This window comes from Ruegeria sp. HKCCD9138 (assembly GCF_057220975.1).
In genome coordinates this window covers 13347-38680 of sequence record NZ_JBWVAZ010000004.1, presented here as the reverse complement: position 1 = coordinate 38680, position 25334 = coordinate 13347, and the positions used below count along the sequence as shown (strand labels likewise).

Genomic DNA, 25334 nt, shown 5'->3' with positions numbered 1-25334 from the left:
CCTCAGACCTCGCCTGTCAGCCCTGCGGCCTCGATCCCTGCCATAGCTGCGGCGGCATCATTGTCCGAAGTGTCTCCGGTCACACCTACGGCTCCGATTACGGCGCCTTTGCGGTCATGCAGCAACACTCCACCCGGAACCGGGATGACCTGCCCGCCGTAAACGCCATTCACCGCCGCCATGAAATAGGCCTGACCCTCTGCCCGCTGCATTTGCGCCGTACCGGCCATACCCAGCATGACCGAACCATAGGCTTTACCGTGCGCAATCGAGAACCGGCCAGGTGCGGCACCGTCTTCACGCTCGAACGCGATGACATGACCACCTGCATCCAGCACGACGACCGACAGGGGTTTCAGTTCCATCTCACGCCCCTTTTCAAGGGTTTTGCGGATGATCGTCCGGGCCTTGCGCAGTGAAACCGCCATGTCGTGTCCTTTTGCGTTTGCATTATCGAATTGGGGCGGTGGGCATGCACCCTCCGCCTTTGGTGTTCTACGTCCGAATTGCCTTGAATTCCAACCGTCGGGCATGCAGGACCGGTTCGGTGTAACCCGAAGGCTGCACCCGCCCCTTGAAAACCAGATCGCATGCTGCCTGAAAGGCAACTCCATTGAAATCAGGCGACATCAGAACATAAGCCGGATCGCTTGCATTCTGACGGTCGACGACAGCAGCCATCTTCCTTAACGCTGCCATTACCTGTGCTTCATCGACCACATCGTGGTGCAGCCAGTTGGCCAGTGCCTGTGACGATATCCGGCAGGTCGCGCGATCCTCCATCAGGCCGATATCATTGATGTCGGGCACTTTCGAGCATCCGACGCCCTGATCGACCCAGCGTACCACGTAACCCAAAATGCCCTGTGCGTTGTTTTCAACCTCGCGTGTGATTTCCTCGGCACGAAGATTGCGACCGCCCAGCAGCGGGATGGTCAGCAGATCATCCAGCGTGCCGCGTGCACCACCAGCAGCGATTTCGTCCTGCCGCGCTAGGACGCCAACCTTGTGGTAATGCGTCGCGTGCAGTGTCGCGGCTGTTGGCGACGGCACCCAAGCGCAGGTTGCGCCCGACAAAGGGTGGCCAATTTTGACGTCCAGCATTTCACCCATCCGGTCCGGCATCGCCCACATGCCCTTGCCGATCTGCGCCTTGCCTTTCAGACCGCAGGCCAGACCGATATCGACGTTGCGATCCTCGTAGGATGTAATCCAGGGCGTGTCCTTGATGTCGCCCTTGGGCAGCATTGGCCCGGCTTCCATCGAGGTATGGATCTCATCCCCCGTCCGGTCAAGGAACCCGGTGTTGATGAAGGCCACGCGCGACTTGGCGGCACGAATGCATTCCTTGAGGTTCACCGAGGTCCGGCGCTCCTCATCCATGATGCCCAGCTTCACGGTGTTGCGCGGCAGGCCGAGGATGTCTTCGACCATGTCGAATACCTCGACCGAGAACGCGACTTCCTCGGGCCCGTGCATCTTGGGTTTCACGACATAGACCGATCCTGCGACCGAGTTGCCGCCGTCCCGCTTCAGGTCATGCATGGCGATCAGGGTGGTGCACAGCGCATCCATCAGCCCCTCGCCGATCTCATTGCCCTTGGCATCCAGAACCGCGGGATTGGTCATCAGATGGCCCACATTCCGCGCCAGCATCAGCGACCTGCCTTTGAGCGAGGCGGTTTCTCCCTCGGCGGATGTGTAGCTCAGATCATCCGACAGTCTGCGGGTGAAGGTCGTACCATTCTTGGTCACTTCCTCGGTCAGATCGCCCTTCATCAACCCCAGCCAACTGGCATAGGCCACGACTTTGTCGGCGGCATCGACACAGGCGACGGAGTCTTCGCAATCCATGATCGAAGACAACGCCGCCTCCAGTCGTACATCCGCAATGCCCGCCGGGTCGGACGCCCCGATTCTGCTGGACGGATCCAGTATGATCTGAATGTGCAGGCCGTTATTCCGGAGCAGCACGAAGTCCGGCGTTTGGGCTTTGCCACCGAATCCAACGAACTTGCCGGTATCTGCCAAGGCGGGTGTTAAGACACCATCCCTGACAGTCAAACCTGTTACGTCAGCCCACGAGCCTTCAGCCAATGGAACCGCTTCATCGAGAAAGGACTTGGCCCATGCAACAACGCGGGCACCGCGTATCTCATCGTAGCCCCCGCCAGAAGGCAGATCGCCCATCGCATCCGTGCCATAAAGCGCATCGTACAGGCTGCCCCAACGGGCATTGGCTGCATTCAGGGCAAAGCGCGCGTTGGTGATCGGCACGACCAGTTGCGGACCGGGGGTCAGGGCAATCTCGGGATCGACATTAGCGGTTTCGATTTGAAAGTCCGCTCCTTCCTCGACCAGATACCCAATGTCGCGCAAAAAAGCCTCGTAAGCGGACGCATCGTGCGCTTGTCCTTTGCGCGCGAGGTGCCAGCCGTCGATACGGCCCTGAATATCGGTCCGCTTCGCCAGCAATTCCCGGTTCTTCGGCCCAAGCTCTTCAACCATGCGGGCCAGACCGCTCCAGAATGCTTCGGTCGGTATACCCGTACCCGGCAAGGCCCGGTTTTCGATGAAATCCGCCAGTTCCCAGGCAATCTGCAGCCCGTTCCGGGTTTCTCTGCCGCTCATGTTCGCCCTCTCCCGCGATTGTGTGCCACTGTATGCTGACCTGAATTAGGATGAAAGTTTCCAATAGACAACTCGGCATGCGCCGGTTCGCAGGAAATCCGCTAGGTCAATCCGCGATACGAACGTCCCCAAAGCAAAACATCGCATCTCTGATGCACGGCTTGCAGCCCCGGATCAGAGCCCATAACGTCGCGCCAGCAACAACCGATGCGAGGCCCCTGATGCGCGACGCTGCCCCCACCACCATTTACCTCAAGGATTACACGCCTTTCGGCTATGTGGTCGACAGCGTGCATCTGACGTTTGACCTTGCACCAAACGCGACTCGGGTAACGTCGCGCATCGCATTCCGCCCAAATCCCGAAGCCACGGACAAGACGTTTTTCCTGCACGGCGAAGACCTGAAACTGATCCGGGCATCAATCAACGGGATCGAGGTTGCCCCCGATGTCACCGACAAGGGGTTGACGGTCGCAGCGCCGGATGGCCCGTTTGTCTGGGAGGCCGAGGTCGAGATTGACCCCGGGAACAATACCGCGCTCGAAGGTCTATACATGTCGAACGGTATGTATTGCACGCAGTGCGAAGCGGAAGGTTTCCGCAAGATCACATACTATCCCGACCGGCCCGATGTTATGTCCACCTTTGCAGTTCGCATCAACGGGGATCTGCCGGTTCTGCTCTCGAACGGCAACCCGACGGGCAGCGGCGACGGCTGGGCCGAATGGAGCGATCCATGGCCAAAGCCCGCCTACCTGTTCGCTCTGGTCGCTGGTGAGCTTGTCGCCCACTCGGACCGGTTCACGACACGATCGGGTCGTGAAATCGAACTGAATCTCTGGGTTCGCCCCGGTGACGAAGGTAAATGCGCCTTCGGTATGGAGGCGCTGAAGAAGTCGATGAAATGGGACGAGGACGTCTATGGCCGCGAGTATGATCTGGACGTTTTCAATATTGTCGCCGTGGATGACTTCAACATGGGCGCCATGGAGAACAAGGGTTTGAATATCTTCAACTCTTCCGCGGTTCTGGCCAGCCCCGAAACCTCGACCGATGCGAATTTCGAAAGGATCGAGGCGATCATCGCGCATGAGTATTTCCACAACTGGACCGGCAACCGCATCACTTGCCGCGACTGGTTCCAGCTGTGCCTGAAAGAAGGGCTGACAGTGTACCGCGACGCCCAGTTCACCTCGGACATGCGCTCGGCACCGGTCAAACGCATTCACGACGTGATCGACCTGCGGGCGCGCCAGTTCCCCGAGGATAACGGCCCCTTGTCGCACCCGGTCCGGCCCGAGAGCTTTCAGGAAATCAACAACTTCTACACTTCGACCGTTTATGAAAAAGGTGCCGAAGTTATCGGTATGCTCAAGCGGTTGGTAGGCGATGACGCTTATGCGCGCGCGCTGGATCTCTATTTCGACCGGCATGACGGGCAGGCTTGTACCATCGAAGACTGGCTGAAGGTGTTCGAGGACACGACTGGGCGTGACCTGAGCCAGTTCAAACGCTGGTACAGCCAGTCCGGAACACCGCGGATCTCCGTGGCCGACAACTGGGACGACGGGACGTATACGCTGACCCTAAGCCAGAAAACGCTGCCGACACCGGGACAGCCGGACAAGCTGCCTCAGGTCATTCCCGTGGCGGTTGGATTGCTGGGCGCAAACGGCGATGAAGTGCGCGAGACCGAGATTCTGGAACTGACGGAGGACAAACAGAGTTTCACCTTCACCGGCCTCGCAGCCAAACCTGTGCCGTCGATCCTGCGGGAATTCTCGGCGCCTGTGATAGTTGAACAGGATCAGTCCAGCGCAGAGCGCGCGTTTCTGCTGGCACATGACACCGATCCGTTTAATCGCTGGCAGGCGGGGCGCTCGCTGGCTCAGGATGCGTTGATTGGCATGATTCTGAACGACACCGCGCCAAATGCTGATTATCTGGACGGGCTTCTGGCGGTGCTGCGCGATGACAGCCACGACCCGGCTTATCGCGCATTGATGCTGGGCCTTCCGACGCAATCTGAGCTGGCCGCCGAGTTGCATCAGCAAGGCAAAATACCAGACCCGATGGCAATCTGGACCGCGGTCGAGACATTACGGCAGGCCACGGCGCAGCATGTTCAGGACCTGTTGCCGCGACTGCACGGAGAGACAGTCGTGGATGCCCCATACAGCCCCGACGCCGAACAGTCGGGCAAGCGTGCTCTGGGCAGCGCCGCATTAGCGCTGACGACGCGGCTGGATGGCGGTGTAAAGGCGGCCGAGGGCTTTGCCACAGCGGACAACATGACCTTGCAACTGACCTCCCTGTCCTGCCTGTTGCGCGCGGGCAAGGGCGAAACGGAACTGGCCGCGTTCTATGACCAATGGCAGCATGACCGGCTGGTGGTGGACAAATGGTTTGCCCTGCAGGTGTCTATGGCTCAACCTGACGCCGCAGTTGAAATTGCACGCGAGCTGACCACTCATGCGGACTTCAATTGGAAGAACCCAAATCGTTTTCGGGCGCTGATGGGATCGCTGGCGATGAACCACGCCGGATTCCACCGCAGCGACGGTGCCGGTTATACGCTGCTGACGGATTGGCTGATCCGACTGGACCCGGTGAACCCGCAGACCACCGCCCGGATGTGCAGCGCGTTCCAGACGTGGAAACGATATGACGCAGACAGGCAGGCGCTGATGCGCGAACAACTGACCCGCATTGCGGAAACACCAAATCTGTCGCGGGATACAACCGAAATGGTATCGCGCATTCTGGACGCATGACCGACGATTTGACCACTTTCACCTATATCCGCCGGAATCGCTCACCACAAACGGTTGTGATCCTGATCTGCGTATACGCGGTGTTGATTGGAATGGTGATCCTGCTGGATGCCGCCTGGTGGCTGATGGCGCTGCTTGCACTGCCGACTCTGCCCGCCGTTTTGGACGTTATGCGAGACACCAGCGCCGGCCTTTCAATGGGCCCCAAGACCATTCACTGGTACACGGGCGGTCGGCAGGGGGAGCTCGATTTCGAGGAGATCGAGCGGTTCAGGTTCGATACCCGCTGGGATTTTTCGGTCCGTGTCTCGGCCATCCTTCGGTCCGGCAAACGTGTGAGATTGCCGGACGAGTCGCTGCCACCACACAGACAGTTTGAGGACATCCTGCAGCAAGCAGGTTTCGCTGTGGAGCGTCACCATTTCCGGGTTTTTTGAAACGATCAGCCATAAATGCACCAGTTTGTTCTCAAGTCAGAAGGAATTTGCAGCATTTCTTGAATTTTCCACGAATTCTTACCAAGCTCGACCCGTTGTAATTTTTTGTTCGAGTATCGCCATGTTCAGGTCATTCAAGGCATTGTCCGCCCGCATTTCAGGTTCAGTTTCTTCCGAAACGCCTCAGACGATGATGCCGGATGAAACCACCCCTCTTTATGAAAAGCTGAACATTCCGGTTGCGAAACCGGGAACTGACGAAGTGGTCGGCCGTCAGGCGATTGAACGTGGTCGCCACCTGGCCCGTCAGGACATGTGGACCGAGTTGTCACAGGAAATGCGCGCCGCAGATCAGATGCGCAAAGTTGCGCCCTGCGGACAACCTATCGCCGACCTGCTGGCTTATGGTGCCCGCGCTGACGTCGTGACGGCGGTTGAACATGCGTTATCCCAAGGTACGGCCATCGTCGATTATGATCTGCTGTGCGGGATCTCGGAGCTTGAGACCGAATTGAAGGATCACGCGGGTGATCCGATGATTGGTGTTGTCGTCGCTCTGGCGCATATCGATTTGGCCTGGGCATGGCGCGGGACAACGCGAGACACGTCGTTGCACCCGCAGCACTGGTCGCGCTGCGCCGCTCATTTTGACCGGGCTGCTGCCCTTTTGCCCGCTTGCCGTGCGTCAGCACCGGACAGCCCGTTGGTTGCAGCAGCAGAATGTGCCTTGCTTGCGGGCCAGAGCCGGGCTCAGACCCGTGTGGCCGACAAGTTCGAGGAACTGATCGCGCTGGATCCGAACAATTACCGACACATGCGCGCCATGGGCAGCCATCTTCTGCCCAGCCTGTTCGGCACCTATCAGGAACTGGAGGTTCAGGCCCTGCGGAACGCTGCACGCACGCAGGATGTCTGGGGCGCCGGTGGTTACACCTGGGTTCAGTTCGACGCGATTGCATTGGATCCGGTGGCCTGCGCGCGCGTAGATGTCGAGTATTTCATTGAGGGTCTGCACGACATCGTCGCGCGGCGTTCGGATCAGCAGATGATCAATCTGCTGGCTGCCTATTGTGCAATCACCCTGCAAAAAGGTAAGGGCCTGAACGATCAGGCTGACCTTGCCCGGTCGCAGATCCGTGAAGCTGCCGACTGGCTGATCCGGGATCATATGACCGAGCTGCACCCGCTGATCTGGGCCCACGCGGCGGATGGGTTCAACAACAGCATCCGCATCCAATCGCCCGAGCGTTTCGCGGCGCGTGGACACCGTGACGCCCTGCAGGCAATTGCAGATCTGTTCCGCGATGAGCTGCGCAGCGGCAAAAGCGTTACCTTCACGCCCTCTGGGCTGCATTTTTCCAGCAATTAAGCGCACCCGCCCTCGGCACCCGGATTTCCATTATTTGCGCCCATTCCCCCTTGCCCCTTTGGGCAGGCGGGCCTAATACGCAGGCTTAGACTTCTGCGGATAAGAGGCGCGCCATGCTCGACCTGACCTACGAAATGCCCAAACCGAAAACCATCGCCGGGGCCAAGCACGATTGGGAACTGGTGATCGGGATGGAAGTACATGCGCAGGTCTCATCCAATGCCAAGCTGTTCTCGGGCGCGTCGACCCAATTCGGGGCCGAGCCGAACGCGAACGTGGCCTTCGTGGATGCCGCAATGCCGGGTATGTTGCCGGTGATCAACGAATTTTGTGTCGAACAGGCTGTGCGCACAGGGCTGGGCCTGAAGGCGGATATCAACCTGAAATCGGCCTTCGACCGCAAGAACTACTTCTACCCTGACCTGCCGCAGGGTTACCAGATCTCGCAGCTCTACCACCCGATTGTGGGTGAAGGAGAAGTTTTGGTTGAATTGGGCGACGGCACCGCGCGTTTGGTTCGCATCGAACGCATCCATATGGAGCAGGACGCGGGCAAGTCCATCCACGACATGGACCCGCATATGTCCTTCGTCGACCTGAACCGCACGGGCGTCTGCCTGATGGAGATCGTCAGCCGCCCCGATATCCGCGGCCCCGAAGAGGCCGCCGCCTATATCGCCAAGCTGCGCCAGATCATGCGCTATCTGGGCACTTGCGACGGCAACATGCAGAACGGCAACCTGCGGGCGGACGTCAACGTCTCGATCTGTCTGCCGGGCGCGTATGAGAAATATCAGGAAACACAGGACTTTTCGCATCTGGGCACGCGATGCGAGATCAAGAACATGAACTCTATGCGTTTCATTCAGCAGGCCATCGAAGTCGAAGCCCGCCGCCAGATCGCCATCGTTGAAGCCGGTGGCGAGGTCGAACAGGAAACCCGCCTGTATGACCCGGACAAGGGCGAGACGCGTTCGATGCGGTCCAAGGAAGAGGCGCATGATTACCGCTATTTCCCCGACCCCGACCTGCTGCCACTGGAGATCGAGCAGGCATGGGTCGACGACATCGCTGCACGGTTGCCCGAACTACCGGACGAAAAAAAAGCGCGTTTCATCACCGAGTTTGGCCTGACCGACTATGACGCTTCGGTTCTGACCGCCGAAGTGGAATCGGCTGCCTATTTCGAAGAAGTCGCCAAGAACCGTAACGGTAAGCTGGCTGCGAACTGGGTGATCAACGAACTGTTTGGGCGTCTGAAAAAAGAAGACCACGACATCACCGAGTCCCCCGTGTCTCCGGCACAGTTGGGTGGGATCATCGACTTGATCGCCTCGGACGCAATTTCGGGAAAAATCGCCAAGGACCTGTTCGAGATCGTCTATACCGAAGGCGGCGACCCGGCGCAGATCGTTGAAGAACGCGGCATGAAGCAGGTGACCGACACCGGCGCCATCGAGGCTGCGCTGGACGAGATCATCGCGGCAAATCCGGCGCAGGTCGAAAAGGCCAAGGTGAACCCGAAACTGGCAGGCTGGTTCGTGGGTCAGGTGATGAAAGCAACCGGCGGCAAGGCCAACCCCAAGGCCGTGAACGAGTTGGTGAGCAAAAAACTGGGATCGTAATACCTGCGCTCTTGCAGGATTTGACGGAGTCAGGCCATCGGCTTGACTCCGTTTCTGTTTGCGCTCTTTCTTCGGCACCAGAGAGGTAAGGTATCATGCAGAACAGATTTGATCGGGAACTCGAAGATCGGCTTGTCCGTTACGCAGCCATCGACAGTCAAAGCGAGGAGACGTCCCCAACGACACCCAGCACCGAGATCCAGTTCGACATGTTGAATCTGTTGAAACAGGAACTGACCGAGATCGGCGCGCAGGATGTGGAACTGACAGGGGATAGCGTCGTTGTGGCCACGATTCCCGGCACGGCCTCCGGCCCGACCATCGGGTTTCTGGCGCATGTGGATACTGCGCCCCAGTTCAACGCGACGGGCGTCAAGCCGCGCGTCATCAAAGGCTACAACGGCGGTGACATCACCTTTCCCGACGACCCGGAACTGGTTCTGTCACCCGACGAACACCCCTATCTGGCGCAGAAGATCGGGCACGACCTGATCACTGCTTCGGGCACGACCCTTTTGGGTGCTGATGACAAAGCGGGCGTGTCGATCCTGATGACCATGGCGCGGCACCTGATCGAGAACAACGACGTCGCACACGGCCCAATCCGCATCGCTTTCACACCCGACGAAGAAATCGGGCGCGGCGTGACCGAGCAACTGCCCAAGGATTTGAAAGCCGATTTTGCTTATACGCTGGACGGCCAGGAAGTCGGCGAAATCGAGTACGAAAGCTTCTCGGCCGACCGGGCGGTGATCAGGATCCAAGGTGTCTCGATCCACCCCGGACTGGCCAATGGAAAGATGGTCAATGCTGCTCATCTGGCCGCCAAGATCGTGCAAACCCTGCCGCAGGCGACGATGACGCCCGAAACCACCGACGGGCGCGAAGGCTTCATCCACATCACCGACATGAACGGCGGGTCTTCCGAGATGGAGATCAAGCTGATCTTGCGCGATTTCGAGCTGGACGCGCTAAAGGCGCAGGGCGATCTGGTGCGGCAAGTCTGCGCCGCTGTGCAGGCCACGGAACCGCGCGCCGTGATCACCTGCGAGATTAACCACCAGTACCGCAACATGCGCTATTGGTTGGAGAAGGACATGACACCTGTCGATCTGGCCCGCGAGGCCTGCCGCGACTTGGGGGTCGAGCCGATCTCGGTTCCGATCCGGGGCGGCACGGATGGGTCTCGCCTGACCGAGTTTGGCACGCCCTGCCCCAATATCTTCACGGGCATGCAATGCATTCACGGGCCGATGGAATGGATTTCCGTGCAGGACATGGCGCTGGCCACCGAGCTTTGTCTGTCTCTGGTCGGCAAGGCAGCGCAGGGTTCCGGCAACAGTGCGGGCTGAATTTCGCCGGTGCGCGAAGTTCGCTTTTACCTGCGCGCCAAAATGTTAACGTGCCGGGACATGGCAATCAGGACCGATTGATGCAGCGTTACGAATACAAAGTTGTTCCTGCCCCTCAAAAGGGCACCAAAGCCAAGGGCGTAAAGACACCTGAAGGGCGCTTTGCCACCTCGATCGAGCAATTGCTGAACCAGTTGGGCAAGGACGGTTGGGAATATCAGCGGGCCGAGTTGCTGCCCAGCGAAGAACGCACCGGGCTGACCGGATCAACAGTGAACTGGCGCAACGTGCTGGTGTTCCGCCGGGCTTTGGAACCCGTTCTTGCCGAACCGATGCCTGCGGGCGATCAGGCCGACGAAGAGGAAACACCGCAAGTCCGCCCTGTTCCCGGGCCGGAGGAAACCTTGGGCGTCAAAGACGCATCAGTGTCCGCCCCTGCCCCTATTGCTGCCGAGGTTAAAGACCCGCCGCTGACGCTGAAGTCATCCGACGAAGACCACGCGAAGGATGATGAGGACACTGTTCTGAAAACCTGACGGCTCTGTTCCGCAGAATATTTTTCGATCTGACGCAGAGTTTGCGTCGCCTCGGTCACGCGGGTGTGGAGTGAACGTGATCTCAAAAAGGTCCAAGCTGAACATGGACTCTTTGGGAGGTTGCCATGTCTGTCACACGTCGCGGTTTCGCCGGTCTATTGGGAGCCAGCCTCGTCGCCCCCGACATCCTCTTGGCACAGGAAGACCCAGTGCTCATGGCGGTTCGGTCTACTTTGTTCGGAGGCCGGACTGATTTCGAAGCGGGAATGGCATTTCTGACTCAACGCGGCAACCCGGACGTGGTGCCCGCCCTGCTGACCGCGATGCGTTATGGCAGGCGGCGCGAACGCGACATTGCCGAAGTGATGGAGGCGCTGACCGGCCAGAAACTGGGGACCGACTGGTTCGAATGGATGCTTTGGCAGGAAAGAAACCCGCAGATCGCCCCTCACCCGTCACTGATCCCGTTCAAACGAGAGGTTCTGTTGGGCATAGATCAGAATTTCGACCTGTTTCTGCGGCCGGAGTATCTTCAACGCGACAAGATGAAAATCCGTCTGGAAGAGGTAACATGGGGCGGGGTCACCAAGGATGGAATTCCCTCGCTGGACAATCCGAAGCTGATCTCTGCTCAATCCGCCGATTACCTGAGGGGCGATGATCTGGTTTTTGGTGTGGCAATCAACGGAGACATACGGGCCTATCCGCTGCGGATCATGGGTTGGCACGAGATGTTCAATGAGGTGATCGGAGGTGTTCCCGTTGCGCTGGCTTATTGCACACTGTGCGGATCGGGCATTCTGTTCGAAACAAAAGTGGCCGGACAGAGACGACCTTTTGTCTTCGGCTCATCAGGGTTCCTTTATCGATCCAACAAGCTGATGTTCGACCGCCAGACGCATTCCCTGTGGAATCAATATACAGGCAAGCCTGTGATTGGCCCACTTGCCGACAGCAGCATCGAGCTGAAACAGCGCCCGGTGGTTATTACCGACTGGGACAGTTGGAAAACGTCTCACCCCGACTCGAAAGTCTTGTCGCTAAAGACGGGGCATCGTCGCAATTATGGATCTGGCGTCGTCTACCGGGACTATTTCGCCTCAAGCGAGCTGATGTTCCCGGCGCTGGTCGATCAGTCACAGCACAGGCAGAAGGATTATGTGTTCACCGTTCGACAATTCGGAGCCGCGCGCGCCTGGCCGTTGGACGCATTCAAGGGAAAGCCAGTGATTAACGACGCGATAGGAAACCGGCCACTGGTGTTGATCGGCGATCCATCCAGGCGCAGTGTCCGGGCATATGAACGCGTTTCGCATCAGTTCACCGCCACGGCTGGTGGATTGCAGGACAAGTCTGACCAGATCTGGACCATCACCGAAGAAGCCTTGATTAGCCCGGATGGCACACGTCTGCCTCGGGTGGCGGGTCATATCTCGTACTGGTTTGCCTGGGACAATTACCTGGAAGACGCCGCAAGCGTTTATGGCGGGTGATTACGAGTGCTCTTCGGCCGCTGTGGCCGCAAGCGCCCGGTTATAGGCCTTGAGCGCGTCAACGTGATAAAGCGCGCCCACGGGCTCTTCGGCATCTTCCGCGTCTCTGACAACAACTGGGATGCATGGAATGTCAGCGCGATCGAAATAGGGCATGGCGGCCTCCAACGTGGCACTGGCTTGGACACATAAGCCTTGTTCCATCAGCGCCAGCGCCTCCTCCCTTGTGATCGAACGCGGATCGCCTATTGGCCGCATCACGGCCCCCGCGCGTAACATCGCCAGCAGATAGGCCTGCGGTCCTGCCGCAAGGTGCACGTTGCGGCGCTCCAGTTGGGTCAGGAAGAAGGAACGGTCCACAAGACGCGAGGCCAGCGCGGTGGACATCGAGACCGAAACCATCACGGCCAGACCGATCTGCCAGTCTCCGGTCAGTTCGAACACGATCAGCGTGGTCGAGATCGGCGCCCCGAGCACCGCCGCCGCAACGGCACCCATTCCGGCGAAGGCATAGAGCGTGTGCGTACCCGATACGTCAGGCAGCAGACCGGTTGCAATCAAACCAAAGGCCAACCCGGTCAGAGCACCGATCATCAGCGACGGCGAAAATACCCCGCCGCCCATACGCCCGCCCATGGTTATGGCTACAGCCACAGTTTTGATCACTGCAAACAGAATGGCAGTTGTCAGCACCAGATCTCCGGCCAGCGCGCGGATCGTGGTTTCGTAACCGACACCAATGATATGCGGAAACCAGATCGCCAGAAGGCCCAGCATCGCCCCCGACACCGCCGGACGCAGCCAACGCGGCAAAGACAGACGGTTCTGGACATGGGTGCCGAAATCCTCGGCAAAAAAGATCGACCGCATCAGCAGCAGCGACACCAGCCCGCAGATCAGGCCAAGGATCAGAAAGGCCGGTAGTTCCACGTAGAATTGCAGCGATCCCGGCGTTTCCAGTCGGAATTCAGTTACGTCGCCATATTCCAACCGGTTGATCACTGTCCCTGCAACCGACGCAATGACGATCGGCGCAAAGGCGTGCACCGCGAAATGGCGCAGAACCACCTCCAGCGCAAAAAGCGCTCCGGCAATGGGCGCGTTAAAGCTGGCCGAGACGGCCGCAGCGACGGCACACCCCAACAGATCGCGCCCAGTAATACCATCGGCGTGGATGCGATTGCTGACCCAGGTCGAGATCACACCTGCAGCATGCACGACCGGTCCTTCCCGTCCCGTGGAGCCACCGGAACTGAGGGTTATGAGCGAGGCAAGAAACGAGGCGACACCTGCCTTGGTTTCGACACGGCCATCGGTGAGGGCTGAACCTTCGATCACATCCGCAACGGATCGCACACGGCCGTCATCGGTGAACTTATGCAGGATGATGCCTACGATCAGGCCACCGACGATGGGTGTGATCAGGATCAGAATCCAGGGTAGTTTCTCGGCGTGACTGTGCAGCAGAAGGATATCTTCTGTGTCGTAGATATAAGCCTGCAGCGCCCGGATGCCCTTTCGGAACCCCAGTGCCATGAAGCCTGCCGCAATTCCGATGGCCAGCGCGATGAACCAGAATTGAACCTGACTGGGACCACGGTGGCGCAATACCCGCCACGCGTCTTTGAGCGCCGCAATGGCCTGGTTCAACTGGTTACGCAAAACAGTGCGGGTGGACTGGGTCATCTGCGCCCTTTGGACATCTCGTACTCCTTACTAAGCCACGCGAGGGGCGTAGAAAAGTCGGATCACACGCTTTTGCAACAGGTGTGGTTTCAGGCGTCCAGAAGCGCCCGCGCGGCCGCGCGGGCCTGATCGGTAATCGTGTCGCCCGCCACCATTCTGGCGATTTCGTCCACGCGATCTGAGTCGGATAGAGGCAGAACGGTCGACAGGGTCTGGCCATTCGCCACTTGTTTCTGCACCCGCCAGTGATGTGCTGCGCGCGCGGCGACCTGCGGTGAGTGTGTTACCACCAGTACCTGCCCGCCCTGCGCCAGCGACGCAAGACGCCGCCCAACCGCATCCGCTGTGGCACCGCCAACCCCGCGGTCGATCTCATCAAAGATCATCGTGCGCGCACTGTCTGCGCCGGTCAGGCAGACTTTGAGCGCCAAAAGAAAGCGGCTCAGCTCACCGCCCGATGCGATCTTGTTTAGCGGTCCAGCAGGGGCACCCGGATTGGTCGCGACCGTAAAGGCCACTGCATCAGCGCCCTCCGGGCCGGGATCGGCGGGCGTGATTCCCGTTTGGAACACCGCGCGCTCCATCTTCAGCGGTGCAAGTTCTGCCATGACCGCCGCATCCAGTTGCCCGGCTGCCCTTCGTCGTACCGCGCTGAGGTTTGCGGCCGCAGTTTCGTATGACGCTTCCGCCGCGTCGACAGCAGCCCGTTTGTCGGCCAGATCTGCGTCTCCGGCCTCCAGCCTGTTCAGCCTGTCCCGCAAGGTGTCGGCGAATGGACCCAATTCGTCTGGCGCCACTTCGTGCTTCCGCGCCAGGGCCCGGATTGCGAACAGGCGCTCCTCGGTGCTTTCCAGCTCTGCCGGGTTGAAATCCAGCGCTTGAAGGCAGTTGTTCACACCGTCCTGCGCCTCGCCCAGTTCGATCATTGCGCGACCCAGCGCTGCAATTGGCTCCTCAAGCTGGCCACCGGCGTTATCCGAGACACCTTCGAGCCAGCGCATGGCATCCGCCATGGCCCCTTCGGCGCCTTCACTGCTCAGAAGTGAGTAGGCACGGGCAACGTCATCGCGGATGCGTTCCGCGCCTTGCATCATGCGGCGGCGCGCGTCGAGATCCGCATCCTCACCCGGCTGCGGGTCAAGCTGATCCAATTCAGCGACTGCATGGCGCAGAAACTCTTCTTCGCTGCGCACGGCGGCAAGCGCAGCTTCGGTCTCGGCCAGCGCTTTACGACTGCGGGACATTTCATTCCAGGCTATGCGCACGGCGGACAGTTGATCATCTGCCCCGGCATAGGCATCCAGCATCGCGCGATGGCCGCGCGGATTCAGCAGTCCACGATCATCATGCTGGCCATGCAATTCGATCAGAGTTTCCGACAGCGCCCGCAGCACCTCGCCCGAGCAACGGCGGTCGTTGACCCAGGCGGTCTTACGCCCCTCTGCCGTGTTGACGCGACGCAGGATCAGTTCCTCGCCATCCGGCAGGCCTGCTTCGGCCAGCACAGCATGGGCGGGGTGGTCGTCTGACAGTTCGAATTCGGCCACGACTTCACCCTGCGCCGCACCTTGGCGCACCAACTCGGCGCGGCCACGCCAACCCAAAACAAACCCCAGAGAATCCAGCAGGATCGATTTCCCTGCGCCCGTCTCGCCAGTCAACGCGTTCAGACCCGGCTGAAACGTCAGTTCCAACCGGTCGATGATCAGCATGTCGCGTATATCAAGGGCGCGCAGCATCGGGTCTTCAGCGTCCCAAGCCAGAAGCCATGGCGATTACAACCACTCACCTTTGATCGTCTGGCGGTAAATCTGGCTGAGCCAGTTGTTGCCGCGGCTCTTGGCGTCCAGCCCGCGCGAGGTCAGCAGCTTGTAACCTGCCTCATACCACTCAGAGGACTGGTAGTTGTAACCCAGAATTGCGCCAGCCGACTGCGCCTCGTCCACCAGACCCAGCGACAGGTACGCCTCGATCAGACGGTAAAGCGCTTCGGCCGTGTGGGACGTGGTCTGGAAATCCTCCACCACAACACGGAACCGGTTAATGGCGGCCGTATAGTGATCCTGACGCAGGTAATAACGCCCGATCTCCATCTCCTTGCCGGCCAGATGGTCGAAGGCGAGGTCGAATTTAAGAACCGCCGATGTCGCGTATTCGCTGTCCGGGTAAACCTCGATCACTGTGCGCAGGGCCTGAAGGGCCTGGAACGTCAGCCCCTGATCGCGGCCAACTTCGTCAATCTGGTCATAGTAGCTGAGCGCCAGAAGGTATTGTGCGTATGCAGCGTCTTCATCTGCGGGATAAAAGTCGATGTAGCGCTGCGCCGCTGCGCGGCTTTCAGCATAATTGCCGTCCGAGTGGAACGAGAAAGCCTGCATGATCAACGCACGTTTTGCCCAGTCTGAATAGGGGTACAGGCGTTCGACCTCGGAAAAATACCATGCCGCATCGTCCGAGCGATTCTGCGACAGTTCGTATTCACCGCGTGTATAAATCTGTTCGGGGGTGAACCCTTCGAGGTTCTGAGTGCGATCGGCACCTCTGTTGCCGAACAGGCCTCCGGCATTGCCGCATGCCGTCAAAGTTGCTGCCAGAAGAACCGCGCCCGCGAATCTGACTGCCGCTTTGGTGCCAACCATTCCGCCCATCCTTGTCGTCTTGCTTATCGGGGTTCGCCCCGGATCGGGCCTTGGTCTAGCACATAAAATTCCGGTGCAAAACGCCTTATGCGCGCAGTGACGCAAATGTCGTCCGAGTTGATCAGATCACGCAACCTGTGGAATTTCGCTGCGAACAAGCCCTTGCCCAGGCAAACGCGCTGCCTGTTCAGGAGTACACAGAACCGGACGCACAGCCCCGGGGGTTTCGAACAGCTTGCGCAGCAGCGTATTCGTCATCGAATGGCCGGACTTTTCGCCCGTGAACCGTCCCAGAATCGGACCGCCCGCCAGATACAAATCACCCAGAGCGTCCAGCATCTTGTGGCGCACGGCCTCATCGTCGTGGCGGAAGCCGCCGGGGGTCAGAACCTCGTCACCCTGTACAACGACAGCGTTTTCCAGTGTGCCACCCAAGGCCAGCCCATTTTCCCGCATGGCTTCGACATCGGTACGGCGGCAGAAGGTGCGGCTGTCGCACAGTTCACGCGCGAACGTTCCGTTGCGCATGTCCAGCGTCTTGGTCTGGTTGCCGATTGCATCATCTTCGAAGTCGATGTGGAATTCGATCTCAAGCCCGTCAGCCGGAGCAATCGAGGCCCGCGCCCCTTCCCGTTCCACCGTTACCGGCTTGAGCACTTCGTAGGCCAGAACCGGGCTGGCCTGGCGGCGCACGCCCTTGGCCATGATGCCGTGCACGAACTCGACCGACGATCCGTCCATGATCGGAACCTCAGGCCCGTCAATCTCGATCAGCGCGTTGTGAATGCCGCATCCCGCCAACGCGGCCATGATATGCTCAACAGTCGACACCGAAACGCCCGCATCGTTTACCAGACGGGTACAAAGCGGCGTGCGCTCGACCACATCATAGATCGCGGGGATCAGCGCATTGCCCAGCTCTATGTCAGTCCGTTTGAACCAGATTCCGTGACCGGCGGCGGCCGGTTTCAGAACCATGGTTGCAGGCTTGCCACCGTGCAGCCCGACGCCTTTGAACGTGACTGAGGATTTGAGCGTATGTTGCAATGTGAACCTCGGCGAGTGGTGTCCAGCCTTTATCTGGCTGTGTTGCACCCCAACTAAGGAAGGCGCGGCAAAGGCTCAACTCACTCTTTGCAACCGAATGAAACATGTATGTGACAGATCGGCAAAACCCTGCTCACACTGTGTTAGGGTATTGTTTTTACAATAAAAAGGGCCGCCAAATGACGACCCTTTGAATAGATTTTGTGACCGGTATCAGTTGGCCTGACGGCGCAAAAACGCGGGAATCTCGATGCGTTCCTGGTCCGGATCGGCTTCTTCCCGAGCAGGTGCCGTAGCGTCAGCTTGGCGGAAAGAGGGCTGCTGCCGCACTGGCTGAGCCGGAGTGTCCGCCGCGTGACCCGTCATACGGTCGATCAATCGATTGAACCCAAAACGGGGGCGTTCCTCTGCCGCCTGCTCGGGTTGTGGCGTCGGTTCCTGCGGCCGCTCAGCTGCCATCCGCGCCCGTGCAGCCGGGACGTTCTTGACCGCCGCCTGCAAGCGTTGGATCGCTTCGGGCGACGGCGTTCCCGGCAAATGGCCGCGTTGCGCATCATAGCTTTCCGGCGCCGGTTCTTCGACTTCCGGTTGCGGTTCGAACTGCGCCGCTGCGGGCTGGTAAGCCGGTGGAGGCAGGCCATCATCATCCCGCGCGGCAGAAGCGGGCTGTTCCTCGTGCCAACCGGGCTTGAACTCGACATCCTCGATCGATTCAAACAACGAAGGCGCGATGTTACCATTTTCTTCGGAGGCCGCCACTTCGGCAGCCGGGGCTTCTTCACGCGCGGCTTCTTCCGCCGAAACGGTCCGGGTCAGCGGTGCCGACATCGAACGGCGTGCGACCGGTACATCCTCGGACTTTTCGCTGGCATCGATGCCGGTGGCGACAACCGACACGCGCATACCGCCTTCCATCGCGGTGTCGAGGGTCGAACCGACGATGATGTTCGCCTCCGGGTCCACTTCTTCGCGGATACGGTTGGCAGCTTCGTCCAATTCGAACAGGGTCAGGTCGTGCGAGCCAGTGATGTTGATCAGCACACCTTTCGCACCCTTCAGGCTGATTTCGTCCAGCAGCGGGTTGGCGATGGCCTTTTCTGCCGCCTGAATTGCGCGGTCTTCGCCGGTCGCTTCGCCGGTGCCCATCATCGCCTTGCCCATCTCGTCCATCACGGCGCGAACGTCAGCAAAGTCGAGGTTGATCAGGCCGGGGCGAACCATCAGGTCGGTCACGCCCTTGACACCCTGATACAAAACGTCGTCGGCCATCGAGAAAGCCTCGGTAAACGTGGTCTTTTCGTTGGCCAGGCGGAACAGGTTCTGGTTCGGGATGATGATCAGCGTATCGACGACCTTTTGCAGCGATTCAACGCCGTCCTCTGCCTGGCGCATCCGCTTGGCCCCTTCAAACTGGAAGGGTTTGGTCACAACGCCAACAGTCAGTACACCCAGTTCACGCGCTGCCTGCGCGATGATCGGGGCCGCACCGGTACCCGTACCGCCACCCATGCCTGCGGTGATAAAGCACATATGCGCGCCAGCCAGGTGATCGACGATCTGCTCGATGCTTTCTTCAGCAGCTGCTGCGCCGACCGTGGGACGAGCGCCTGCACCCAGACCTTCGGTGACTTTCACGCCCAGTTGCACCCGTGCGGAAGATTGACTTTGCTGCAGGGCCTGCGCATCCGTGTTGGCGACCACGAAGTCGACGCCATCCAGCTGCTTTTCAATCATGTTGTTGACAGCGTTGCCGCCGGCACCGCCAACGCCGAAAACTGTAATCCGTGGCTTCAATTCATCTTGCCCGGGCATCGAAAGATTCAATGTCATGCTCTGTCCGCCTGTATTATTGACCCGCCAAAGCGGTGTTTTTCTGACCTATCCGAGCTCGAGTCTACATTTCGAATCCCCAAACGTCACGCCAAAAATCGCGAAAAACCACAAAATATGGAGGAATTAAGGCGGCAAACAGCGGCATTTCGCTTTCATCGCCAGATGTTGCGGCACAACACTAAACCACCACAACACACGCCACCACTCGCATTGCATTTCAGGCAATGCGTCGCACGATGCAGTTCGTCATCTATCCGGCAAAACTGCTCAATGTCCTGCCACAGACCTCTGTCGGGCCTTGTGGATATCTTGAGGGATAAATTACCTGTCTGCAACCCGTTTCTTCAACTAATTGGGGTACTTGGGCAGGACAGACCTTTTTCGGAGACGCCGCGAACTTCCTGAATCTCTGCGCCTGAAAAAGTGGCCAGCCGCACCATCAGACGATCCTGATGCAGAAACGGCCACCAACAAACAGGAATACCATCCGAGTCATTGTCGTAGAGAAAACAGATCTGCCCATTTGGTGTCGTGATCTGACCATAGACGCACGCGTCTCCCTGCCCCCTCCAGACCGAGAGCGAATGGCTGATAAACTGCTCGGTCCCGACGAGATCTCCGCTGCGAATTTCATAAAAATCGACCGTCTTGCCCTGCACGGCGTTCAGAAAAGCCTCAGGCGTGATCCGAGATTGAGCCGTTGAAATGTGGGGGGTCAGTGCAAGCCCAACCACGGCCCCAATTAATGTTCTACCAATTGTCACGGAACCACCGCACTGCGCGTTTGAAAGGGCGCGCCGCGTAGGTGTCGACCGGAATTTCAAAGTCCCACCATTCATCTTGCGGATGTGCGGCAAACAGGCTCAGCCCCACCACCGACGAAAAGCTTGGCCCGGTGGCTGACTGAGGCAGTCCGTGAACGCGCAGAGGACGCCCCAGACGCACGCGCTGGCCGAGAATGCGGCTGGCCAATCCATCGAGACCCATGATCTGACTGCCGCCTCCGGTCAAAACGATCTGCTGACTTGGCATGTGGTCAAACCCGGCAGCGTCCAGGCGGATACGGACCTCTTCCAGGATTTCCTCGACACGGGGGCGCATGATGCCGATCAGCTCGGCGCGGCTGACGGTGCGCCGGTCGTGCTCCCAGTCGCCGGTATCGCCCCCGATATCAATCAGGTCGCGATCATCCGCGCCGGTCGCATGAACGCCGCCATTGAAGGTCTTGATCCGCTCAGCCACAGCCGCCGGGACACCCAGCCCCATGGAGATGTCCGAAGTCACATGATCGCTGCCCATACGCACACAGTCGGCATAAATCATGTGCTTTTTCATAAAGATCGACACGCTGGTCGTGCCGCCGCCCATGTCGATACAGGCCGCGCCCAGTTCCTGTTCGTCTTCGACCAAAGCGGAAATCCCGGAGACATAAGCCGAATTGGCAATTCCCGCCAGTTCCAGATCGCAACGCTTGATGCACCGCACAATGTTCTGGATGGCAATCGCATCGACGGTCAGCATGTGCATGTCCACAGCCAGAGTCTGCCCCAGTTGGCCTCGTGGGTCCGTCAGGCCCGAGCGATTATCCAGCGCGAAATTCACCGGTTGGGCGTGGAGCACTTCGCGCCCTGCCCCGTAGTCCGGCACGTCGCAGGCGTTCAGAACACGGCCAACCTCGGCTTCGGTCACCAGTTGTCCTTCCAGATCGACCTGGGCATCCAAGCCATACGAGCGCGGGTTTGCACCCGAGAAACAGGCGATGACGTGATCGACCCGGATGTCGGCCATCTTCTGCGCCGCTTGCACCGCCGTGCGGATGGCGCGTTCGGTCTCCTGCATCGCGGTGACCTCACCGAACTGCACCCCGCGCGAGCGAGTTGTGGCGGCACCGATGACGCGAAACCCGGTCTGTCCCGCCATCGAGCCAATACCGGTGTCCTCGTTCAATCGACCTGTACCGTCAAAACGCAGTACGAGGCAGGCGATCTTAGAGCTACCGACGTCCAGAATGGCAACGACACCTCGTTGCATCGCCTGCCGGCGCATCTGACGCATTGCCCGTTGGGACTGATACAGATCGGTCATCATTTTCGTTATTGCCCGCTACCCACTGCCACTTTTGTATTCCACCAAGCTTCGCTGGCGTTTTTGTTCATTCTTATGGTCGGTCTCTGACCCAGCCGCATGTCAACCACGGCCACGTCACGTTCCAGAAGATCCTGTACCTCATTCACAGCCAGCACGCGTTCCAATGCGCGTACCGGTCGGTCCACCGGCAGCATGATACGCTGACCACGGTCCAGAACCAGATCCCAGCGCCGCTCACCTATGCGCACAAGGCCGCGGACGCGGTTGCCCAGACTGCGGGCCGTCGTCAGGATCTCAAGCGCCTGGGGCACATGTTGGTCTGCTCCTTTGCCCGCCATCAGGGGCAGAGCACCATGGTCCGTCCGGGATGCGACACGTTTGACGTGAGCACCGGTTTCATCCAGCAACTCGATCCCGTCGCGGGTGCGCCAGACGACGACCGGTTGCCGCTCGACAACGTCGACCTGAAGGATACCGCCCGGGCGAATGCGCACCGTCGCTGATTTCACAGGGTCCAATCCGGTGATCGTATCGCGGATCTGCTCGACATCCAGATCCCAGGAACTGATCGGGAAATCCAGCGGGACGACCTCGCGGATGTCCTCGGACAGTCCGGTGCCCGCCCCGTCGATCGCCATGAGGTTAACCATGAACTCGGGGCGCTCCTGGATCGAGGTCTTGATGTCGGCAATGTAAGCCCCCACTGCATCACGCCGTTCTTCAGATGCCAGATAGAATCCAATCGCCGATGCTATGGCCAGGACCGGAAGTCCAAATTTCATGCCTCGACGAATACCGGGCGTCAGCATCCAGCGCTGAAGGCGATAGCTGAGACGCGACGGCGCCGGGTCCGACTGCCGCGTGGCGCGGCCAAAGAGTTTCGCGCCGCGCAGACGCAGCTTTGGTTGCGCTTCGGTCTCGGTCCCCGGGGCCGACCGGAATTTGGCATCAGGCCCGGCCAGAGGCTTGGTTCGGAGGATGACAGGCGCACGGGTGGCAGTCAGCGGTCGCATGAGGCGTCCTCCACCATCCAGGCGCAGAGCTGACCGAATGTCATGCCCAAATGCTCGGCCTGTTCCGGCACCAGCGAAGTGGGCGTCATCCCCGGCTGCGTGTTGGTTTCCAGCAGGAAAAGGCCGTCTGCGCCCATGCTTTCGTCCCACCGGTAGTCGGTGCGGCTGACGCCCTTGCATCCCAACGCATCATGGGCCCGTACAGCGTAGTCCATGCACCGGTCGAAGATATCCTGAGGGATCTCCGCCGGCAGCACATGCCACGATCCGCCAGGCTTGTACTTGGCATCGTAGTCGTACCAGCCACCATTTGTCATGATTTCGGTCACTGTAAGCGGTCGGTCGCCCATGACGGTCGCGGTCAATTCGCGGCCAGCGACGTATTTTTCGGCCATCACATGTTCGGGCATGTCGTCAGACAGCTGCGGCGGGCCGTTGGCGCTTTCATGCACGATATAGATGCCGACGCTGGAACCTTCGTTGTTGGGCTTGACCACGTAGGGAGGTTGCATCACGTGCGCTTCGATGACCTCGACCTTGGGCACGATCACGCTTGGGACAATCGGCAGACCTTTGGTTTGGTACACCTCTTTGCTGCGCTGCTTGTCCATGGCCAAAGCCGAGGCCAATACGCCGGAATGCGTGTAGGGAATTCGCATCCATTCCAGCAGCCCCTGCACACAGCCATCCTCGCCCCAACGGCCATGCAGGGCGTTGAAAACCACATCCGGCTTGATGTCCAAAAGGCGCGCATAGAGGTCAGGACCCGCGTCCAGTTCGACCACTTCAAAGCCTTCTCCCACTAGGGCGGCTGCGCATTCGCGCCCGCTGCTGAGAGACACCTCGCGCTCAGCCGAGGGGCCGCCCATCAATACCGCCACTTTGGGGTTTGTCCTGCTCGACAGTCCCACTTCGTGCGCCTCAATGTCCCCGGACCTTATGTGGTGGCCCGTACTGCGTTTATGCCTTTGATCCGTCGCCTGAATTTGCCTGTTTTGGTCTGACGGTCGGGGCTTTAATCTGTCAGCGGATCACCGACCCGCATGATTTCCCACTCTAGCGTGATGCCGCTTGTTTCGTAAACCTTTTTTCGCACTTCTTCTCCCAGCCCTTCAAGGTCAGCGGCCGACGCGTCACCCGTATTGATCAGGAAATTCGAGTGCTTTTCGCTCATCTGCGCACCGCCCCGGATCGCGCCGCGCATTCCGGCATCGTCGATCACTTTCCACGCCTTGAGGTCATGGACATCGTCGGCCCGCCCCGTGGACGAAAACCCGGCCGGATTGCGAAAAGTAGACCCGGCGCTGCGATCCTTGGTCGGCTGAGTCTCATCCCGCTTTTTCAACTGCGCTTCCATGCGGGCGTGCAACTCATCCGGTTTGCCTGTGGGGCCTTGAAACGTAGCCGAAACCAGAACCGCACCTTCGGGCAGGTCGGACTGACGATAGCGAAAGTTCAGGTCTTCGGGCGTGAGGTCCACGACCTCTCCTTGCCGGGTGACAATGGTCGCCTTGCGCAGCACGTCTGCCGTATAACTGCCATAGCATCCCGCGTTCATTCGCACCGCCCCACCGATGGAACCGGGAATGGTGCGGAGGAATGTCAGGTCAACACCCGCGTCCGCCGCCCTGCGTGCCACATGCGCATCCAGAGCCGCAGCACCAGCAGTGACTGTATTGCCGTCGACCGAGATATCATTGAACCCGCGGCCCAATCGGATCACCACGGCACGCAGCCCGCCATCACGAACGATCAGGTTCGAGCCGACTCCCATTGGAAAGACCGGAGTTCCGCCCGGCAAGTCCCGCAGAAAGTTCTGCAAGTCTTCGATATCCGCCGGCTGGAACAGAAAATCCGCCGGACCGCCAACCCGCAGCCAGGTGAAATCTGACAGCTTGCGCGCCTGCGACAGGCGCCCGCGTGTGGCCGGCATCGAGTTCATGTGTTTGCCCGAGCCGCCAGACTACGCCCGCCAACACCGCCCATAATCGCGGCAAACAAGAAGGGCAGAACACCCGCCGTGAGCCAAACCAGTGGGCCAAAGGCTTTTTCCTCTTCACCGGTTCCGATGCTTGCCAGTATGACGATCAGCACCAGCCCGACTGCTGATGTCAGGCCGATCAGCCACAACAGGCCACGCAGACCGATCCAACGCCCGGCGACGAAACCAGCGACCGCGCCGAGGACAAAGGTCATAAGCGGTAAATAGGCAAGAGTGGCGGCGTTCACCATGGCAGATCTCCTGAAGCTGGCCAGTTATTTGTCAGCCGCCTTCATGCCCTGCATTTTCGACTTTGTCCAACGGGTCAGGTAAATCACCGGCCAGCGCAGCACGGACATGCCCGCGGCGAGTACGACCAAACCGACCAAGGGGCCGTTTTCATAGGTGACAAAGCCCAGAATTGGGACCCCGACGGCAATCAGGAAATAGGCGCGGGTCCAGTGGTTGTCCTTGCTGGGGATCATCGCCAGAACATTTGCTGTCAAACCCCAGAGCCCGGCAAGTGCGATTGACCAGCTCATTTCTGCGCCTCCCGCCCCGTCCATTTACGCCAATAGTAGCGCAGAGGATAACGGAACATCGAAGTGAAGGCCGCCAAAGCCAGCACCGAGATGAACCAGCCAAAATCATATCCCAGCCAGATGATCAGAAACGGCGCGCAGATCAGCAACACGATGCCCGGAGGAAACTGCATCCGCATTGGCAGCATGGCCACGATAGTGGCGCAGATCACCCAAAGGGCGGAAAAGATCATCGAATAGTCCATCAGTCCCCTCCCGAGGGCACACGTTGATAGCGGACAGGATATC

Annotated in this window: 22 protein-coding genes; 7 read left to right on the top strand and 15 right to left on the bottom strand. The window is 59.5% G+C overall.

The features are described 5' to 3' along the window. Positions 1–2: 2 nt before the first annotated feature. Entirely contained in the window at positions 3–428 is a 426-nt protein-coding gene (locus AC2TEL_RS08195; protein WP_480903135.1) for a GlcG/HbpS family heme-binding protein, read from the bottom strand. 67 nt (positions 429–495) lie between these two features. Next, positions 496–2631, bottom strand: coding sequence for a malate synthase G (locus AC2TEL_RS08190; protein WP_480903133.1), 2136 nt, complete (start codon positions 2629–2631; stop codon positions 496–498). Positions 2632–2852: 221 nt separating this feature from the next. Between AC2TEL_RS08190 and pepN the strand changes: the two genes are divergently transcribed. The 7 genes from pepN (at position 2853) to AC2TEL_RS08155 (ending at position 12217) form a co-directional block, all read left to right on the top strand. Next, a complete protein-coding gene (pepN, locus tag AC2TEL_RS08185; protein ID WP_480903131.1) occupies positions 2853–5405 on the top strand; it encodes an aminopeptidase N in 2553 nt (850 codons plus the stop codon). Beyond that, positions 5402–5842, top strand: coding sequence for a hypothetical protein (locus tag AC2TEL_RS08180; protein ID WP_480903129.1), 441 nt, complete (start codon positions 5402–5404; stop codon positions 5840–5842). The genes pepN and AC2TEL_RS08180 overlap by 4 nt, the downstream gene beginning before the upstream one ends. A gap of 121 nt (positions 5843–5963) precedes the next feature. Beyond that, positions 5964–7211 (top strand): hypothetical protein, encoded by a 1248-nt coding sequence (locus tag AC2TEL_RS08175; protein WP_480903127.1) that lies wholly within the window; start codon positions 5964–5966, stop codon positions 7209–7211. A 113-nt stretch (positions 7212–7324) separates the two neighbouring features. Then, positions 7325–8836 carry an Asp-tRNA(Asn)/Glu-tRNA(Gln) amidotransferase subunit GatB gene (gene gatB / locus AC2TEL_RS08170; protein WP_480903125.1) on the top strand — a complete coding sequence of 504 codons (1512 nt, stop codon included), beginning with the start codon at positions 7325–7327 and terminating at the stop codon, positions 8834–8836. Positions 8837–8931: 95 nt separating this feature from the next. Then, positions 8932–10188, top strand: a complete 1257-nt coding sequence (gene pepT, locus AC2TEL_RS08165) for a peptidase T (RefSeq protein ID WP_480903123.1) — start codon at positions 8932–8934, stop codon at positions 10186–10188. A gap of 80 nt (positions 10189–10268) precedes the next feature. Next, positions 10269–10724, top strand: coding sequence for a DUF4177 domain-containing protein (locus tag AC2TEL_RS08160; protein WP_480903121.1), 456 nt, complete (start codon positions 10269–10271; stop codon positions 10722–10724). Positions 10725–10849: 125 nt separating this feature from the next. After that, positions 10850–12217 (top strand): DUF3179 domain-containing protein, encoded by a 1368-nt coding sequence (locus tag AC2TEL_RS08155; protein ID WP_480903119.1) that lies wholly within the window; start codon positions 10850–10852, stop codon positions 12215–12217. Here the strand turns inward: AC2TEL_RS08155 and AC2TEL_RS08150 are convergent, their stop codons facing one another. From AC2TEL_RS08150 to AC2TEL_RS08090, 13 genes are all read right to left on the bottom strand, one after another. Continuing rightward, positions 12218–13903, bottom strand: a complete 1686-nt coding sequence (locus AC2TEL_RS08150; protein WP_480843585.1) for a chloride channel protein — start codon at positions 13901–13903, stop codon at positions 12218–12220. Between the two features lie 89 nt (positions 13904–13992). Next, positions 13993–15642, bottom strand: coding sequence for a DNA repair protein RecN (recN, locus tag AC2TEL_RS08145; protein ID WP_480843587.1), 1650 nt, complete (start codon positions 15640–15642; stop codon positions 13993–13995). A 36-nt stretch (positions 15643–15678) separates the two neighbouring features. Beyond that, on the bottom strand, positions 15679–16542 hold the full coding sequence (locus AC2TEL_RS08140) for an outer membrane protein assembly factor BamD (RefSeq protein WP_480843589.1): 864 nt from the start codon (positions 16540–16542) through the stop codon (positions 15679–15681). Between the two features lie 126 nt (positions 16543–16668). Next, the gene (gene lpxC / locus AC2TEL_RS08135) at positions 16669–17589 is read right to left on the bottom strand and encodes a UDP-3-O-acyl-N-acetylglucosamine deacetylase (RefSeq protein ID WP_480843591.1); all 921 of its coding nucleotides are present in this window, start codon (positions 17587–17589) and stop codon (positions 16669–16671) included. Between the two features lie 213 nt (positions 17590–17802). Further along, positions 17803–19419: a cell division protein FtsZ gene (ftsZ, locus tag AC2TEL_RS08130; protein ID WP_480843593.1), complete on the bottom strand. Its 1617-nt coding sequence runs from the start codon at positions 19417–19419 to the stop codon at positions 17803–17805. A 347-nt stretch (positions 19420–19766) separates the two neighbouring features. Next, a complete protein-coding gene (locus AC2TEL_RS08125; protein WP_480843594.1) occupies positions 19767–20186 on the bottom strand; it encodes a hypothetical protein in 420 nt (139 codons plus the stop codon). Further along, positions 20173–21507 (bottom strand): cell division protein FtsA, encoded by a 1335-nt coding sequence (gene ftsA / locus AC2TEL_RS08120; RefSeq protein ID WP_480903117.1) that lies wholly within the window; start codon positions 21505–21507, stop codon positions 20173–20175. Before ftsA ends, AC2TEL_RS08125 begins: the two co-directional genes overlap by 14 nt. A gap of 8 nt (positions 21508–21515) precedes the next feature. Next, positions 21516–22523, bottom strand: coding sequence for a cell division protein FtsQ/DivIB (locus AC2TEL_RS08115; RefSeq protein WP_480903115.1), 1008 nt, complete (start codon positions 22521–22523; stop codon positions 21516–21518). Next, positions 22511–23434: a D-alanine--D-alanine ligase gene (locus tag AC2TEL_RS08110; protein WP_480843599.1), complete on the bottom strand. Its 924-nt coding sequence runs from the start codon at positions 23432–23434 to the stop codon at positions 22511–22513. Before AC2TEL_RS08110 ends, AC2TEL_RS08115 begins: the two co-directional genes overlap by 13 nt. 104 nt (positions 23435–23538) lie before the next feature. Continuing rightward, positions 23539–24465, bottom strand: coding sequence for a UDP-N-acetylmuramate dehydrogenase (gene murB / locus AC2TEL_RS08105; protein ID WP_480843601.1), 927 nt, complete (start codon positions 24463–24465; stop codon positions 23539–23541). Next, a complete protein-coding gene (locus AC2TEL_RS08100; protein ID WP_480903113.1) occupies positions 24462–24755 on the bottom strand; it encodes a hypothetical protein in 294 nt (97 codons plus the stop codon). Before AC2TEL_RS08100 ends, murB begins: the two co-directional genes overlap by 4 nt. Before the next feature lie 24 nt (positions 24756–24779). Then, a complete protein-coding gene (locus AC2TEL_RS08095; protein ID WP_480843604.1) occupies positions 24780–25046 on the bottom strand; it encodes a DUF2484 family protein in 267 nt (88 codons plus the stop codon). After that, positions 25043–25291, bottom strand: coding sequence for a DUF2484 family protein (locus AC2TEL_RS08090; protein WP_480843606.1), 249 nt, complete (start codon positions 25289–25291; stop codon positions 25043–25045). The genes AC2TEL_RS08095 and AC2TEL_RS08090 overlap by 4 nt, the downstream gene beginning before the upstream one ends. Positions 25292–25334 lie beyond the last annotated feature (43 nt).